We start from the raw sequence: 15,151 nt of genomic DNA on the forward strand, positions 1-15,151 counted from the left end.
AAGGACGGTTATCTCCGCCCCTCGCTAACCTTCTTCTACTTACATACTTAAACTCCGTAACCGATCAATCGCTTTCTCTATCACGTCCACCTTCTGAACAAGAGCCAACCGGACGAAACCGGCGCCTTCTGTGCCGAAGATACTACCAGGAACCATGACGACGCCACATTGTTCAATCACATGAAAAACAAAGGCCTTGTCATCCATCTCATACGGATACTTTGCCCAGACGAACATGCCGCCGCTTGACGGAGTGGCTGACCATCCAATTTCCTCCATACCTTTCATTAAAACCTTATGACGCGCTGAAAACTCTTCCCGCAAACGATCCGTAATTTCTTCGGCATTATCGAGAGCAACGATTGCAGCTTCCTGAATCGGACCGAACGTACCGTAATCCAGATTCGATTTAAGCTGTTTCATAATACCCACCATCTCTGCGTTGCCGGCGATATAAGCAATACGGGCACCCGCTAGGCTGAAGCTTTTAGATAATGAATTAATTTCCATTCCGACCTCCATTGCACCAGGTGTCGATAAAAAGCTGATCGGAGAATCACCCGAGAAATAGTATTCGGAATAGGCTGCATCATGAAGCACGATGACATTATATTTATTTGCGAAAGCTACCACTTTCTCAAAATACGCCAGGCTCGGCATCGCCGGAACAGGATTTCCCGGTAAATTCAAAATGAGCAATTTAGCATTTTGTGCAATTTCTTCTGGAATGGCGTCCAAGTCAGGCAAAAAACCATTTTCCGCTAACAATGGCATCTCATATGGAACTGCACCCGCAAGCTTAATGCCCGCTTCATACGCTACATAAGCCGGATTCGTTGTTAGCACAAAATCTCCTTCATTACAGAAAGCAAAAGGCAGATGGACAAGTCCTTCCTGAGATCCCATCGTTTGGATGATTTCCGTTTCCGGGTTTAATGTAACGCCCGAACGTCGTTGGTAATAATTAGCGACCGCCTCATTAAAGCGTTTTGTACCGCCTAAAGTGTAACCATATGTACTTGCCAACGCACTTTGTTCCGATAAGACTTTTCTGACCTTTTCATCAGGCGGGAGATCAGGGCTACCCAAACTCAAATCAAAAACTTCGGTACCGGTAGCTTTTTTCGCATTAGCAGCCGCTCTTAAATCACCGAAAATTGCCGGCGAAAAGATAGACATTTTTAAGGCAGGCTCTACTTTAAATGAAGACTCGACTTTCATATGACATTTCTCCTTATTTGTGAGTTAGTTATTTCAAGAGTTAGTTTATCATAAACTTTGGCACTATTGTAAATAAGGCTAGAAAAGATGATTATACCTCATCTTTCGTAGCCTTTCATTATAAGGTAATTAGATTAACAATTTCCCAAGAAAAAACCCTGATGCATTTAGCACATCAGGATTTCCCTATTCACTCAAACGGCCATTCCGGTAGCATTTTGCTCAATTTCTTGTCTTCCCTGTATCCAAGTACATATTCCGCCTGCATAATTGTATGAATTTCACGTGTCCCTTCGTAGATAACCGGCGCTTTTGAGTTGCGCAGGAACCTAGCGACTGGATAGTCATCCGAATAGCCATAAGCGCCGTGGATTTGTACTGCGTCGTCCGCCGCTTTATTGGCAAAATCGCATGACTGCCATTTCGCTAGCGACGTCTCGCGTGTATTGCGTAAGCCTTTGTTTTTCATTTCTCCGGCCCGGTAGACGAGAAGACGGCTCATCTGATAGCCCGCTTCCATATTGGCGATCATTTGTTGGACGAGCTGGTGTCTGCCGATTTCCTTACCAAATGTCTCCCTGGCATGGCAATACTTCACGCTTTCCTCGAGACAGCCCATGATTAAACCGACTGCTCCCGCAGCGACTGTGAAGCGCCCATTATCAAGGGAAGCCATGGCAATCTTGAATCCGTCACCTTCTCCCCCTAACAAGTTCGCTGCCGGGATACGCATATCCTCAAAAAACAATTCGCCCGTATTGCCTGCACGGATACCGTACTTCCCTTTGATGGCTTTCGATGAAAAACCTGGCGTCGTTCGTTCAACGATGAATGCGCTGATGCCATGGTGCTCTTTCGTTTTATCCGTGTAGGCGAAAACGAGGAAATGATCCGCTACATCACAAAGGGAAATCCACGTTTTTTGACCATTCAATACATAATCGCCCCCGTCACGAACGGCAGTTGTCGCCATCGCCGCGACGTCAGATCCCGCACTAGGCTCCGTCAATCCGAATGCACCGATTTTCTCACCCTTTGCTTGCGGCACAAGATACTTCTGCTTTTGCTCTTCATTTCCCCATTGCATTAGACTCATCGAGTTTAGACCGATATGGACTGATACCGCGGTCCGAAAAGCCGTATCGCCTCGCTCCAATTCTTCACACAAGATAGCAAGTGAATTGTAATCCATCCCACTGCCGCCATATTGTTCAGGAATACAAACCCCCATGAAACCAAGATTTGCTAGCTTCTTCCAAATTGCCGGGTCGAATCCGCCATCCGCATCCCAATTTTGGATATACGGCATAATCTCTGCATCCACGAATTGGCGCGCAGTTTTTCTCAACATTTTCTGTTCAACCGTAAATCCGAAGTCCACTTCCCCATCCCCCTTTCCAAATCACGCAGTTTCTAATCAAATGTGCGCTTGGTTCGATTCGATACTTTCTTCAATAACGACGCCGCGCTTTTTCATCTCTTTAATATATAATTCACCAGGTATGATGTTTTCTGGAGGATGGACACCTCGTTTAGTAATCGTGCCATTTCCTATCATTTGCGCAACGATGGAAACCGTATTCGCCGTCGCCCGTGCCATTGCAGTCTCGTTCACTGCCATATCTTTTTCAGTTATAAGATCGTATTCGTAGGTCACCGGCATGCCGCTTTTTTCACCACTGACGATAACACGTAGCAACACTGCATCGGATTTCTTCCCCAGGAGAAGCCGCGGTGACAAATGCTCTCGCATAACGTCTCGCACCTTTACTTTATTGCCACCTACAGTCACTTCATTGTCCCTAGATAGTAATCCTAGGTCGACAAGCAGCTGGACCTTCTCAGCATGCCCTTTGTAGCGAATTGTCTTGTATTCTAGCGTATCGACGTTCGGGAACGACTCCGTCAATGTCGACGTACCACCTGACGTATGGAATGCTTCGAGTTCGCCGTATTTATCAAAAATGATGGTTTCGATTTCGGATAATGATGGGACTTCCAACAGTTGGCCATTCCGAATAACATGGGAAGGATCCGTATAGTGATCAAACACGCCTTCCAATGAAAATACGACATTATAATTAAGCGGCGGTTCCGGTTTTACTGGAATTCCTCCGACATATAATTTGATGGAATTGACTTTATCCAGTTTACTTGCCCCGTAGCCGGTAAGAATATTAATCATTCCAGGTGCTACCCCTAAATCCGGAATGATCGTCACACCCTTTGCAACCGCCTTATCAGCGAGGTCGAGCACTGCATCTGTTGCGCCCCCGATGTGCCCGCCAAGATCGATGGAATGGACGCCGATGTCGACAGCAATGCGTGCCACCTTCTCATTGAACGTATAGAAAAGCGCGTTGATGACGACATCTCCTAGGGCCATCACATCACTTAATTGCTCATCGTTTTTTGCATCAAGTAATAGGATATCAAGCTTGTCGGACATCAATTCTTCCGCAAAACCCTCTGCCTGTCTAACGTTCAAGTCAGCTAAATATACTCTTTCGACGTCGTCACTTTTTACGAGATCGCGTGCTGCTTCTTTCCCCATTAAACCTGCACCGAGTATAACAACCTTCATTTCCCCATCCCCTTACGCTAAGAATTATTCCGTGTCAATTTGAGCGCGCTGTAATTTCCCGCTGAAATCTATATAAATACTTTTCCATTCCGTAAAGACATCCAGTGCCGCAACACCGGAATCGCGGTGACCGTTACCCGTCCCTTTTGTCCCACCGAACGGCAGATGGATTTCAGCGCCTGATGTCCCAGCGTTCACATAGACGATTCCCGTGTCCAAATCACGCTGTGCACGGAATACTTTATTGACATCACGCGAGAAAATCGAACTGGAAAGACCAAACTTCACGCTGTTATTTACTTCAATGGCTTCATCGAGACTTGAAACTTCAATCAGTGACACGACAGGACCAAAAATCTCTTCTTGCGCAATTCGACTGTCCCACTTCACGTCTGTAAATAGCGTCGGTTCGTAATAATGGCCTTCTGCAAGTGCCCCTTCAGTCAATACATTTCCACCTACAAGAAGTTTCGCGCCTTCCTCCTGGCCAATACCTACATAACCATGAATCTTATCAAGTGCTTTTGCATTGATGACCGGTCCAATTTTCACAGATTCATCCAATCCATCACCAATGGTTAACACCTTCATCGCTTCCACCAATTTCTGCTCGAGTTCCTTCTTCACATCTTTATGCACGATGACGCGGCTGCATGCTGTACAACGCTGACCCGCCGTACCGAAAGCACTCCAAAGAATCCCCTCAACTGCAAGGTCAATATCAGCATCATCCATTACAATGACTGCATTTTTTCCGCCCATTTCAAGGGATACTTTTTTCAGATGACGACCGCCCATTTCTGCAACATGACGACCTGTTTCCGTTGAACCAGTGAATGAAATTACACGGACATCGGGATGTTCAATCATCGCTGTTCCAACTTCTGAACCTGATCCAAAAACAATATTTGCAACGCCTGCAGGAAGTCCTGCTTCTTCAAAAATAAGCGCCATTTCGTAAGCCATCATCGGTGTTTCCGTAGCTGGCTTCCAAACGAATGTATTACCCGCAACAATTGCGGGGAACGATTTCCATGTCGCAATTGCAACAGGGAAGTTCCAAGGTGTAATAAGTCCAACAACTCCAATTGGTGCACGGACACTCATCGCGAACTTATCCTGAAGCTCAGAAGGCACCGTTTCTCCAAACATGCGGCGACCTTCACCTGCCATGTAAAACGCCATGTCAATACCTTCTTGAACTTCTCCGCGTGCCTCTTCGATTACTTTCCCCATTTCTTTCGTCAACACTTGTGACAAGTGCTCTTTCTTCTCTTTCATAATTCGTCCAATTTCATATAAAAAGTCTGCACGTTTAGGTGCGGGAACGAGTGCCCATTTTTTCTGAGCCTCTTTCGCCGACTTTACCGCAAGACTCACATCTTCCTTAGTCGATAACCTTACTTGCGCCAGTTCTGTACCATTTGCCGGATTTTTGACTGCGGTATAAGCCGCCCCCCCAGCTTCCTGCCAAGAACCCCCGATGTAATTGTTCAGTTGCATTGCAACATTCCCCTTTCCGTTACACGCAGTTAATGAAACCGCTTTCATTATATATAATTCGACGTTTACCATCATATCCCTTTTATTTTCACGAAAATTAAAACCCCGGACATGTTTTCCCGTCCAGGGTTAATCCACTTCTATCCTATTCATCTTAAATGCTTTTCATGCTAAAAACCAAATTATTCCACAGCCTTTTCCTGGCTTCTCTCGTACATATCAAGAACAAATTCACGAATGTTATCTGCATGTTTAGTCATAGAACTAGTCGACACACCAAACAGCTTAGCAATTTCTGCATTCGTTAAAGCTACCTCATCCATAATTCCTAAATCGACCGTAACGAAGTATACTGCAGCAGCGATTACTCCTGCTTTTCTGAAATTAGGCTTTTCCTTCAAGAAGTATGTAACTGCAATATTCTTCAGTAGGTCACGTGCATCTTGAGAACTACTTCTTTGTTCAAGTACAGTATCCAGAATCTCAATGACCTCTTGCTGAACTGGGGTAAAGTCATGTTCTATCAGTTCGTTAATCGTACGGGAATCTCTAGTCAATAGAATTTCATAGATATCCGTCATATGCTCTTTATAGAACTCAAGACTCTTTTCAAATCCGCTAGACTCCGCGAGTTCAACTAGCTGTTTTTCAATTGAACCATTCAGATCCTTAATGAACATTAAAGATGAAATCACATAAATATCATTTTCCAGATCGCGATTGTCAGGCAATACGACGCCAAAAATGAATGAATGGTCTTCCACTTGCATGCCTTGATTCTTTTCCAGTTTGAATGTCCTGTTACCTAGTACTTCTTCGACAACAATATATCCTTCCCGGTCCTCTTTCACTTTACCAAACAGGACAAAAGGATCTTTCCATAATTCCAAAACGGATCGAACCGACTCTCGCACCGGACTATTCATCACTTTAAGGAGATGACGCTTCCAGAGATCACGACGTGCAATAAATAGGAAGTATTCACTAACCGTCTCTTCAATGTCATCCGTTGCCATCAGCTTACCGAGTTTACTATTCCACAGTCTTTTGTGGTTTTCAAACTCTGCCATATCTGCCGGACTTGTTGCCTGTTCATATGCACCAAAGACAATGCGCTCAAGTTCCTCATCAATAAGCACCTCTAGAGAAACATCATTTTTCCCCGAACAACACTTTTTATGTTTTCTTCCGCTGCCACATGGACACGGATCATTTCTTCCAATCATTCGTCTCACACCTTTTTCTAAATCTATAGGACCACAATTAACCAGCCCAGTAGGCATTTTAGGTTACTATCCCTTTCAAGAAAATCCCGCTTATCTCTTAATTGTACCAGAAACACATAAACTCCGCTTAGGTATAGGAATACCCATGCGGAGCACATATTAATCTACAGCTTATTTTTGGTCTTTCAATGCTTCTTTATAGGACGTATCGTTCTTCGGCGGTGTAACCCTTTTTATGAAGAACGTTAGCAGCAATGCAACAAAGGCAACGACAGTTGACACCAAGAAGGCGTAATTGATTCCCTCAAGCATTGCTTTCGATTCAAGTTGTTGTTGCAACAATGCAAGCCCTTCTGCAGTCGCCGGAGCATTTCCGGAAGTCGCAGCTTCTGCAGCCAAATCTGCACCCGTACTTTCCATCCTTTTCGTCATGATGGTCATAAGGATTGCCGTACCAATTGCACCTGAAACTTGTTGTAACGTATTATTCATAGCTGTACCGTGCGGATTCGAAATCATCGGCAACTGATTCAATCCGTTCGTCATGACCGGCATCATCACTAAAGACATGCCTAGCATGCGAATCGTATAGACTACCATAATGTAATAATAACCAGACTCTAAACCGAGTTTACTTAATAAGAATGTCGTAACAATCGTAATCGTGAGGCCGATGATAGCCATAGCACGCGCACCGTATTTATCAAATAACCTACCCGTAATCGGGGACATGATTCCCATTAGAACTGCACCTGGGAGCATCAGTATGCCCGCTTCAAAAGGACCGATACCGCGGACGTTCTGTACGTAAAGCGGTGTAAGAATCATTGCCGAAAACATGGCTACTGACACGACTATCGAAATAGCCGAAGAGAGTGCGAACATCGGATACTTATAAATCTTGAAGTCTAACATCGGTTCATCCATACGGAGTTGACGTACGACGAATGCAATAAGTGACAATGCCCCAATTGTAATCGTTCCGTAAACAATTGGTGATGACCATCCTTTATCCCCTGCCGAACTAAATCCATAAAGCAGGCCTCCAAAACCGATACTCGACAAAACAAGGGAGAATACATCCAACTTAACATCGCGGTTTGGTGTAATATTACGTAACTTGAAGATCGCATAAACAAGCGTACCAATCGCAAAAGGCAATACGATTAAGAAAAGCGTACGCCATGTGTAATGTTCAACAACCCATCCCGATAAGGTTGGCCCGATTGCAGGCGCTGTAAACATGACTAGCCCAAACATACCCATTGCAGCTCCACGGCGTTCAACCGGGAATGCCGTCAGCATGATATTCATCAGTAAAGGCACCATCATTGCCGATCCAGATGCCTGAATCATGCGGGCAACTATCAACAAACCAAATGTCGGCGTAATAGCCGCTATCAATGTACCTATTGTAAATAGAGTCATTGCTGATAAAAATAATTTCCTATTCGTAAATTTTTGTACAAAGTAAGCACTAGCCGGAATCATGATACCGTTCACAAGCATATAACCGGTAGTTAGCCATTGCACTTCAGATGGACTAACACTAAACTCTGTCATTATCGTTGGCAAAGCAACATTTAACAGTGTATTATTCAGAAACGCTACGAATGTACCAATAAACAAAATCGCTATCATACCATAAGGCGGTTTTTCGTGCATTTTTTCAATATCTATTTTACTTCCCCCTACCAATATATAAATCATCTAATTTGCACCCATAGTACAGCATACTCATCATTTTATACTGATAGTCCAAAAAGAGCAACTAACGAAAACGCTTTCATAGAAAAAAACTTTATTTCATTGATGTTATAACCTTTTGGAGTTATCATATAAATATACTGGTAGTATAAAATCACTCTCACCTTAATGAAGAACTCACTATATATCGACCAAAATCATTAGATCCAACAACTATAGAATATAGGTGATTATATGAATAAGCGTAAACGTCAGGTTTTATTGACAGCACAGCGAATTTTTATAAATAAAGGATTTTCCACTTCGTCTGTTCAAGATATTTTAGATGAAGCCGGCATTTCAAAAGGGACTTTCTACAATTACTTTTCGTCCAAGAACGAATGCCTTATGGCGATACTTGAGAATGCGCGCGATGAAGCGTCTGTCAGAAGACATGAATTGCTAATCGATCAGGACCTGTCAAATAAAAACATATTGGTTGAACAGATTATAATACGTATGCATGTCAATCGCGAAAAAAACGTGTTGCCGATTTTTGAGGCAGTTTTTCATTCAGGTGATCAGGAATTAAAAAGATTCCTTAGGGACATGCTCCTCGACGAGCTTTCTTGGTTAAAAAAACGTCTGGTGGATGTGTATGGCAAGGAATCTACTCCTTACGCAACCGACTTTGCGGTGATGCTGTTTGGAATGATGCACCTGATGTCAAACGCATGGTCCACTATTTCAACGGAAGAAATTGATGCAACAAAGCTAATAAATTACTTATTGCGGAGAACCGATTCAATGTTTCCGGCTATAATCAGTACAAAAGATACATTTTTTGAGGAAGATATATTTTCAATAATGAGAAGTGATGAAATTAGTCCAATTGAAGATAAACAGCAATTACTTGAACGACTAAGAGGGTTTTTGGATTTACTTGCTGGTGACGATACATGCCCTGCAGGTAAACAATATGTTCAATTTCTAGTTGATGAACTAAGTTCAGAAAACCCCCGCTTATTCGTCCTTGAATCTATTATTCACTCTTTTCGGGAAGCTTATTCAGGGACTGACCATGAATCAGAAGCTCGAGAGCTCGCTCACAGAGTTTGGAAATATACAGATACCATTAGATAATTAGAATACTGGCCCATTACCTTTTTGAAACTTTTTCCTCGCTACTCTCGTATAGCTAAGTAGAAAAGGACTTCATTTGAGGGAGGAATTAGAAACGATGAACAACCACGAAATCGATTACAAAATACATGGCGACGATATGCAATTTGTAGAGGTTGAGCTTGACCCCAAGGAAACGGTTGTCGCAGAAGCTGGCGCTCTTATGATGATGGAAGACGGTATCGATATGGAGACCATTTTCGGTGACGGTTCGGGTTCTTCAGGCGGAGGGATTATGGGGAAACTGATGGGTGCCGGAAAACGGATGTTGACTGGCGAGAGTCTTTTTATGACGACGTTTACGAATAACGGTTCAGGAAAGAAGCATGTTTCCTTCGCCTCCCCCTACCCCGGAAAAATCATTCCGATGGATCTAAGTCAGCATAACGGCAAAATCATCTGTCAAAAAGATGCGTTTCTTGCTGCTGCAAAAGGGGTATCTGTTGGCATTGAATTCCAGCGTAAACTTGGTACTGGTTTCTTCGGTGGCGAAGGGTTTATTATGCAAAAACTTGAAGGAGATGGCATGACATTCATTCACGCTGGAGGGACGATTATCGAGAAAAGACTTACCCCAGGTGAAGTATTACGTGTGGATACAGGGTGTCTTGTGGCAATGACACATGACGTTGGGTATAACATCGAAATGGTGAAAGGTGTAAAAACGGCGCTTTTCGGCGGCGAAGGTCTCTTTTTCGCAACTCTGCGTGGTCCGGGGACGGTTTGGGTTCAATCGCTACCATTCTCAAGACTTGCAAGTCGTGTTTTTGCAGCTGCACCGCAAGTACCTGGTGGAAAATCGGTCGGTGAAGGCAGTATAACCGGCGGCTTGTTCGATTTGCTCGGCGGAAAAAAATAGTTTAGTTTTCAACCAATAATACTTAGTCATTTAGTCTCCATAGTAATAAGCCGACATTGAAAAAGGGTTGTCTCAAAAGTCTATTTCCGACTGATGAGGCAACCCTTTTTTGTAATCAATCACACAAATAAGTTTACTTAACGCCATTCAATAACAGCCATATTTATATCTTGCTTCTTCTTCGCTTCCTGGTTCACCGGAAAGGCGGTTCGCCCACTCTCGCATCATTTTCATCATTTCTAAGCGATCAGCATCTTTCGGGTGTTGATTAAAATAACCGACGAGCACGCGGTCAAGCTCTTCGTTGACAATCATAACAACAAGATCTGTCCCTTTCGATCCACAACACTTCTTTTATTCCTTGCCGCTACCACAAGAACATAGGTCGTTTCGTCCGATCATTTAATTCTCCCCCTAGTAGATGCATTCTGACTATTTCTTTCTTTAATCATATTAGACAGATGTCTGTTTGTCGGACTGATATGATTAAAGATGGAATTTATTTCAACCTAACTGTTTAGTCGAATTTGTAGCGTCTGACAGATATAATGAAGGCAAGTAGTTTTCAAAAAGGAGGAAAGGGCGATGCTTTTAAAATGAAGTGATTTCAGCCTTTATAAGCATTTCTTGAATAATCTTATGCAACTTTAATCGAAACATGATAATGTAAGACCTTCATGATAAAGTAAAGAATTGAAAGGATTGACCATATGCCTCAACAAGAACATTGGAAATCAAAAATAGGATTTATATTAGCAGCTGCCGGTTCCGCTATCGGCTTAGGTGCCATTTGGAAATTCCCTTATGTAGCCGGAACAGGCGGAGGCGGTGCATTTCTCCTAGTCTTTTTGTTATTCATACTATTATTAGGCTTCCCTCTTTTAGTCGGGGAATTTATTCTCGGACGTAAAAGCCAAAGCGATGCCATTACGACCTATAAAAAGTTTGCACCCCAATCAGGTTGGCATATAACTGGAATCATAGGTGTTGTTACCTGTTTTTTAGTTTTGTCATTTTACAGCGTTATTGGTGGATGGATTATCCTCTACTTATTTAAAGCGCTAACCGGTGAACTTGCAGGACTTTCGCCAGATCAATTTGGACCATTGTTCGACGATATTATTTCGGAGCCTATCTCTACATTGACAGGTCAACTGATATTCATAGTGTTGACAATTGTTGTCGTAGCCAAAGGTGTTCAAAAAGGCATAGAGAAGACAAGTAAATTCATGATGCCCACACTTCTTATTTTATTTGTCATCATCGTTATCCGATCTCTCAGCTTAGACGGTGCTATGGAAGGTGTTAGGTTCCTTCTTGTTCCCGATTTCTCAAAACTGACCTCAGAATCGATTTTATTCGCTTTGGGACAGGCCTTCTTCACGCTCTCTTTAGGTGTATCGGTCATGGTTACATATGCTTCTTACCTTCCTAAAACACAAAATCTGCCGAGCTCTGCGATTTCCATCATTTCAATGAATATCGCCGTTGTTCTGTTAGCAGGCCTTGCTATTTTTCCGGGCGTATTTTCATTTGGAATGCAACCAGATGCTGGACCGACATTGATCTTTTCAGTCTTACCAGCAGTGTTCAATCAAATGCCCTTTGGTATGTTATTTTTCATTGCGTTCTTGATTTTGTTCCTATTCGCAGCTTTAACTTCAGCTTTTTCAATGATAGAAATTATCGTTGCGACGTTAACAAAAAACAATCCTTCTAAACGTAAGAAATTCACTTGGATTATTGGGATGGCTATTTTCATCGTTGGTATTCCATCTTCTTTATCGTACGGAGTAATGAGCGATGTGAAATTTTTCGATAAAACGGTATTTGACTTAGTTGACTTTACAGCGAGCAACATATTGATGCCCCTTGGTGCATTACTGATTTCTATCTTCATTCCATTAAAGATATCTAAAACGGAATTATTTGACGAAATGAAGCAAGGTTCGAAAGTTGGGAAGATCTTTTTCAACATTTGGTTCTACCTTTTAAAATATCTTACTCCTGTCGCAATCATTATTGTTTTCCTAGATGCGCTAGGTGTCTTTAAATTGTTTGCAAACTAGTAAGAGTTATTTGTTGGGTGACGAACTCAACTAGAAGCCGATAAATCAAAAACGGAAGGTCCCCAACCAAGGACCTTCCATTTTTTTACATTTCATCTTCTAACTAGAATTGAATCATCCAATTCAAGAATGGATTTCGCACCTGTAAGTGCAAGCGACACATCAAGTTCATGTAGAAGTTGGGCGACTACACGCTCAACCCCTACTTCCCCCTCATCTGCCAATCCATAAATATACGGTCGGCCAAGCAAGACAGCATCCGCACCAAGTGCCAAGGCTATCAATACATCCGTCCCGCGCCGGACTCCACTGTCCAACAATATAGGAATACGCCCTTTTACCACGTCACTGATATCTTTGAGGGCGTCCAATGAGGCGATGCAATGATCTAGCTGGCGACCTCCATGGTTGGATACGATAATCCCGTCAACCCCATAATCCATTGCAAGCTGCGCATCCGCGGGATGTAAAATACCTTTCAGCAAAATAGGCAGCGTAGTAAAACTCCGGATTTTTCGTAAGTCTTCCCAGTTCAAACTCGGGCGGTCGATAATTTCAATTTGTTTTACATATGCCGCTTCCTTGTCTTCATCCGGGGACTTGTCCAGCAGTTTGCAAAACGCCGGGTCCGTTATGTAATTTCCACTTCCATTCCCTTCACTGAGCGGGGAGTAGTCATTTATATGATCTGCCTCTCGGACGCCAAGCATCGGGGTGTCCACAGTTATGACAATTGCCGAGTAACCATATGCTTCTGCACGTTTGACAAGACTTTCCGTCACGCTTTCTTCAAGCGAACAATAGAGCTGAAACCAGCGTGGGCCATCTCCCATTTCCTTCGCAATTTCTTCCATCGAATATGAAGACGCACTGCTCACAATATAAGGTATGCCCATGCCAGCGGCCGCCCTTGCTGAAGCAAGTTCACCTTCTGGATGGGCAATTTTCTGCACACCGATTGGCGCAAGCAGTAAAGGGGATTGTATTTTCTGCCCAAATAGTGAAATTGAAAAATCGCGTTCCGATACATCACGCAACACACGGGGACGGATTTGCCACTTATTAAAGGCTTCTCTATTTGCCTTCATTGTCGCTTCTTCCCCTGCGCCTCTAGCAATATAGTCGAAAGCCACATTCCTTAACTTCTCCCTGGCCTTCACTTCCAATGCACTTTCATCCTTCAAATCCTATTCCACTCCTTCCAATTTCCACTCACAGTTACCCAGTCGATTATGAAGCCATTCTGACAATAAAAAAACGGAAGGGGCTGATTTCAGATGCCTTCCGTTTGACTATTTTAACAGTCAGCTGTCTTTCTCAAAGTTCAAATCCCACGTAAAACCAAACTTATCCTTCACTTTTCCGTACTTCGATCCCCAGAACATATCTTGCAGTTCCATTAGCACTTTTCCTTCTTCAATTAGTCCGTTGTATATACGATTCGCCTCATCCTCGCTTTCACAGTCGATGAGCAGTGTTAGCCCATGTTTACTGCGTTCAACCGGCTTGTCCGCAGAATCGGCAAGCATGATTTGAAAATCACCTTTTTTCAAATGGCAATGAAGGAGATAATCCGCCGCTTCTGGTGGGTGTGGGAAATTAGCGTCCGAGTATTTCTGTATTTTGACTTGCTCAAGCCCCAATACGTTTGTATATAATTCAGCCGCTTCTTTTCCTTCTCCGTAGAAAGTTAAATAAGGAATGACTGCACCTTTCATATTGTTTTTCCTCCTTTAGTAGAAATATACTTTTAATCAATTCGACACGGTTGTATTCGAATCCTTCATCAAACAATTCGATTTTCCGGATCTCGCCCTTCAAGTACAGCAGTAATCGCCTGGGCGTTCAAGTTCATCATTGCAAGGCGTGTCTTAATGCTGGCGCTGCCGATATGCGGAAGGACCGTTACATTCGGTAGTGTCAGAAGCGGATTATCGTGCGGAACGGGTTCTGTTTCGAACACGTCGAGTCCTGCCGCCCAAATTGTGCCCTCTTTCAGCGCATCGAATAAAGCTACCTCATCAACGATTCCGCCGCGTGAGACATTTATGAGAACTGCTGTACTTTTCATAAGCTTTAGCTCTCTCGCGCTGATTAGCCCCACCGTTTCAGGCGTTAGAGGCGTAAGGATGACAACAAAGTCCGCTTCTGCCAACAGTTCATCCAGCTCCATGAATTCAAAACCGTGCTCCGCTTCCGCTTCAAGTTTTCGGTTGCGATTATTGTAAAGGACGCGCATATCGAACCCCTTCGCCCGTCGTGCAACAGCTTCACCGATCCGTCCCATGCCAATAATGCCAAGTGTCGCACCACCGACATCCATGCCTGTATAGCCCATCGGAGACCAAGACGTCCAATTGCCTTTACGAACAGCATTTTCCGCTTCCATCATACGCCTCGCTGTCGCAAGAAGGAGTCCGAATGTAAGATCCGCCGTCGTTTCCGTTAACACTCCTGGCGTATTCGTTACGATAATACCTTTTTCTTTCGCTGCCTCAATATCAATATTGTTGTAACCGACCGCCATATTTGAAACAATTTTCAACTTCGGCGCTGCTGCAAATACCTCCTGATTGATGGAATCCGCTGTAACACTCCAAAGTGCAACGGCTTCTGCCACTTCTTTCAATAAAATTTCACGCGGAACCTTCTCACTTTCCGATTCCCACATTCGCACATCGAAATTCTCCTGGAGCGGTGCCACCACTCGGTCATCCAGCTTTCTTGTAATAAAGATTCTTGGTTTCATTCGGATCCCCCTATTCCCATAATTGACAATAGTGTAGCATATAAAGAGTGGCATTTGATTAGCAACTAGCTT

The 15,151-nt window shown here is 43.4% G+C and carries 14 protein-coding genes; 3 read left to right on the top strand and 11 right to left on the bottom strand.

The window, feature by feature from the left end; all coding sequences use genetic code 11:
* Positions 1 to 39 precede the first annotated feature (39 nt).
* From AC1TO6_RS08750 to AC1TO6_RS08775, 6 genes are all read right to left on the bottom strand, one after another.
* Positions 40 to 1,221, bottom strand: a complete 1,182-nt coding sequence (locus AC1TO6_RS08750) for an aminotransferase class I/II-fold pyridoxal phosphate-dependent enzyme (protein ID WP_482101216.1) — start codon at positions 1,219 to 1,221, stop codon at positions 40 to 42.
* Between the two features lie 190 nt (positions 1,222 to 1,411).
* Complete coding sequence (locus AC1TO6_RS08755) at positions 1,412 to 2,602, bottom strand: acyl-CoA dehydrogenase family protein (protein WP_482101217.1); 1,191 nt, start codon at positions 2,600 to 2,602, stop codon at positions 1,412 to 1,414.
* Between the two features lie 36 nt (positions 2,603 to 2,638).
* Positions 2,639 to 3,805, bottom strand: coding sequence for a saccharopine dehydrogenase family protein (locus AC1TO6_RS08760; RefSeq protein WP_482101218.1), 1,167 nt, complete (start codon positions 3,803 to 3,805; stop codon positions 2,639 to 2,641).
* 24 nt (positions 3,806 to 3,829) lie between these two features.
* A complete protein-coding gene (locus tag AC1TO6_RS08765; RefSeq protein WP_482101219.1) occupies positions 3,830 to 5,308 on the bottom strand; it encodes an aldehyde dehydrogenase family protein in 1,479 nt (492 codons plus the stop codon).
* A 182-nt stretch (positions 5,309 to 5,490) separates the two neighbouring features.
* Positions 5,491 to 6,534, bottom strand: coding sequence for a YecA family protein (locus AC1TO6_RS08770; protein ID WP_482101220.1), 1,044 nt, complete (start codon positions 6,532 to 6,534; stop codon positions 5,491 to 5,493).
* Positions 6,535 to 6,705: 171 nt separating this feature from the next.
* Entirely contained in the window at positions 6,706 to 8,244 is a 1,539-nt protein-coding gene (locus tag AC1TO6_RS08775) for a DHA2 family efflux MFS transporter permease subunit (protein WP_482101221.1), read from the bottom strand.
* Between the two features lie 231 nt (positions 8,245 to 8,475).
* On the opposite strand from AC1TO6_RS08775, the gene AC1TO6_RS08780 reads away from it, so the two are divergent.
* Complete coding sequence (locus AC1TO6_RS08780) at positions 8,476 to 9,363, top strand: TetR/AcrR family transcriptional regulator (RefSeq protein ID WP_482101222.1); 888 nt, start codon at positions 8,476 to 8,478, stop codon at positions 9,361 to 9,363.
* A gap of 97 nt (positions 9,364 to 9,460) precedes the next feature.
* On the top strand, positions 9,461 to 10,261 hold the full coding sequence (locus tag AC1TO6_RS08785; RefSeq protein ID WP_482101223.1) for a TIGR00266 family protein: 801 nt from the start codon (positions 9,461 to 9,463) through the stop codon (positions 10,259 to 10,261).
* 147 nt (positions 10,262 to 10,408) lie between these two features.
* Here AC1TO6_RS08785 and AC1TO6_RS08790 read toward each other — a convergent pair whose 3' ends face one another.
* Both AC1TO6_RS08790 and AC1TO6_RS08795 read right to left on the bottom strand, forming a co-directional pair.
* Complete coding sequence (locus tag AC1TO6_RS08790) at positions 10,409 to 10,576, bottom strand: hypothetical protein (protein WP_482101224.1); 168 nt, start codon at positions 10,574 to 10,576, stop codon at positions 10,409 to 10,411.
* Positions 10,577 to 10,615: 39 nt separating this feature from the next.
* Entirely contained in the window at positions 10,616 to 10,663 is a 48-nt protein-coding gene (locus tag AC1TO6_RS08795; RefSeq protein ID WP_482101409.1) for an SEC-C metal-binding domain-containing protein, read from the bottom strand.
* A gap of 308 nt (positions 10,664 to 10,971) precedes the next feature.
* On the opposite strand from AC1TO6_RS08795, the gene AC1TO6_RS08800 reads away from it, so the two are divergent.
* A complete protein-coding gene (locus tag AC1TO6_RS08800; RefSeq protein WP_482101225.1) occupies positions 10,972 to 12,330 on the top strand; it encodes a sodium-dependent transporter in 1,359 nt (452 codons plus the stop codon).
* A 92-nt stretch (positions 12,331 to 12,422) separates the two neighbouring features.
* Here AC1TO6_RS08800 and AC1TO6_RS08805 read toward each other — a convergent pair whose 3' ends face one another.
* The 3 genes from AC1TO6_RS08805 to AC1TO6_RS08815 all read right to left on the bottom strand — a co-directional run bounded on the left by AC1TO6_RS08805 (position 12,423) and on the right by AC1TO6_RS08815 (position 15,079).
* Entirely contained in the window at positions 12,423 to 13,514 is a 1,092-nt protein-coding gene (locus tag AC1TO6_RS08805) for an alpha-hydroxy-acid oxidizing protein (RefSeq protein ID WP_482101226.1), read from the bottom strand.
* A gap of 120 nt (positions 13,515 to 13,634) precedes the next feature.
* Positions 13,635 to 14,048 (bottom strand): VOC family protein, encoded by a 414-nt coding sequence (locus tag AC1TO6_RS08810; protein WP_482101227.1) that lies wholly within the window; start codon positions 14,046 to 14,048, stop codon positions 13,635 to 13,637.
* Positions 14,049 to 14,116: 68 nt separating this feature from the next.
* Positions 14,117 to 15,079 (bottom strand): 2-hydroxyacid dehydrogenase, encoded by a 963-nt coding sequence (locus AC1TO6_RS08815; RefSeq protein ID WP_482101228.1) that lies wholly within the window; start codon positions 15,077 to 15,079, stop codon positions 14,117 to 14,119.
* Positions 15,080 to 15,151 lie beyond the last annotated feature (72 nt).

Source organism: Sporosarcina sp. Y352 (genome assembly GCF_056786535.1).

Bases quoted from the DNA above. Each gene is read 5' to 3' on its own strand.
- AC1TO6_RS08750 (WP_482101216.1), bottom strand. From the start codon at position 1,221: ATGAAAGTCGAGTCTTCATTTAAAGTAGAGCCTGCCTTAAAAATGTCT.
- AC1TO6_RS08760 (WP_482101218.1), bottom strand. From the start codon at position 3,805: ATGAAGGTTGTTATACTCGGTGCAGGTTTAATGGGGAAAGAAGCAGCA.
- AC1TO6_RS08765 (WP_482101219.1), bottom strand. From the start codon at position 5,308: ATGCAACTGAACAATTACATCGGGGGTTCTTGGCAGGAAGCTGGGGGG.
- AC1TO6_RS08770 (WP_482101220.1), bottom strand. From the start codon at position 6,534: ATGATTGGAAGAAATGATCCGTGTCCATGTGGCAGCGGAAGAAAACAT.
- AC1TO6_RS08775 (WP_482101221.1), bottom strand. From the start codon at position 8,244: ATGATTTATATATTGGTAGGGGGAAGTAAAATAGATATTGAAAAAATG.
- AC1TO6_RS08780 (WP_482101222.1), top strand. From the start codon at position 8,476: ATGAATAAGCGTAAACGTCAGGTTTTATTGACAGCACAGCGAATTTTT.
- AC1TO6_RS08785 (WP_482101223.1), top strand. From the start codon at position 9,461: ATGAACAACCACGAAATCGATTACAAAATACATGGCGACGATATGCAA.
- AC1TO6_RS08790 (WP_482101224.1), bottom strand. From the start codon at position 10,576: ATGATTGTCAACGAAGAGCTTGACCGCGTGCTCGTCGGTTATTTTAAT.
- AC1TO6_RS08800 (WP_482101225.1), top strand. From the start codon at position 10,972: ATGCCTCAACAAGAACATTGGAAATCAAAAATAGGATTTATATTAGCA.
- AC1TO6_RS08810 (WP_482101227.1), bottom strand. From the start codon at position 14,048: ATGAAAGGTGCAGTCATTCCTTATTTAACTTTCTACGGAGAAGGAAAA.
- AC1TO6_RS08815 (WP_482101228.1), bottom strand. From the start codon at position 15,079: ATGAAACCAAGAATCTTTATTACAAGAAAGCTGGATGACCGAGTGGTG.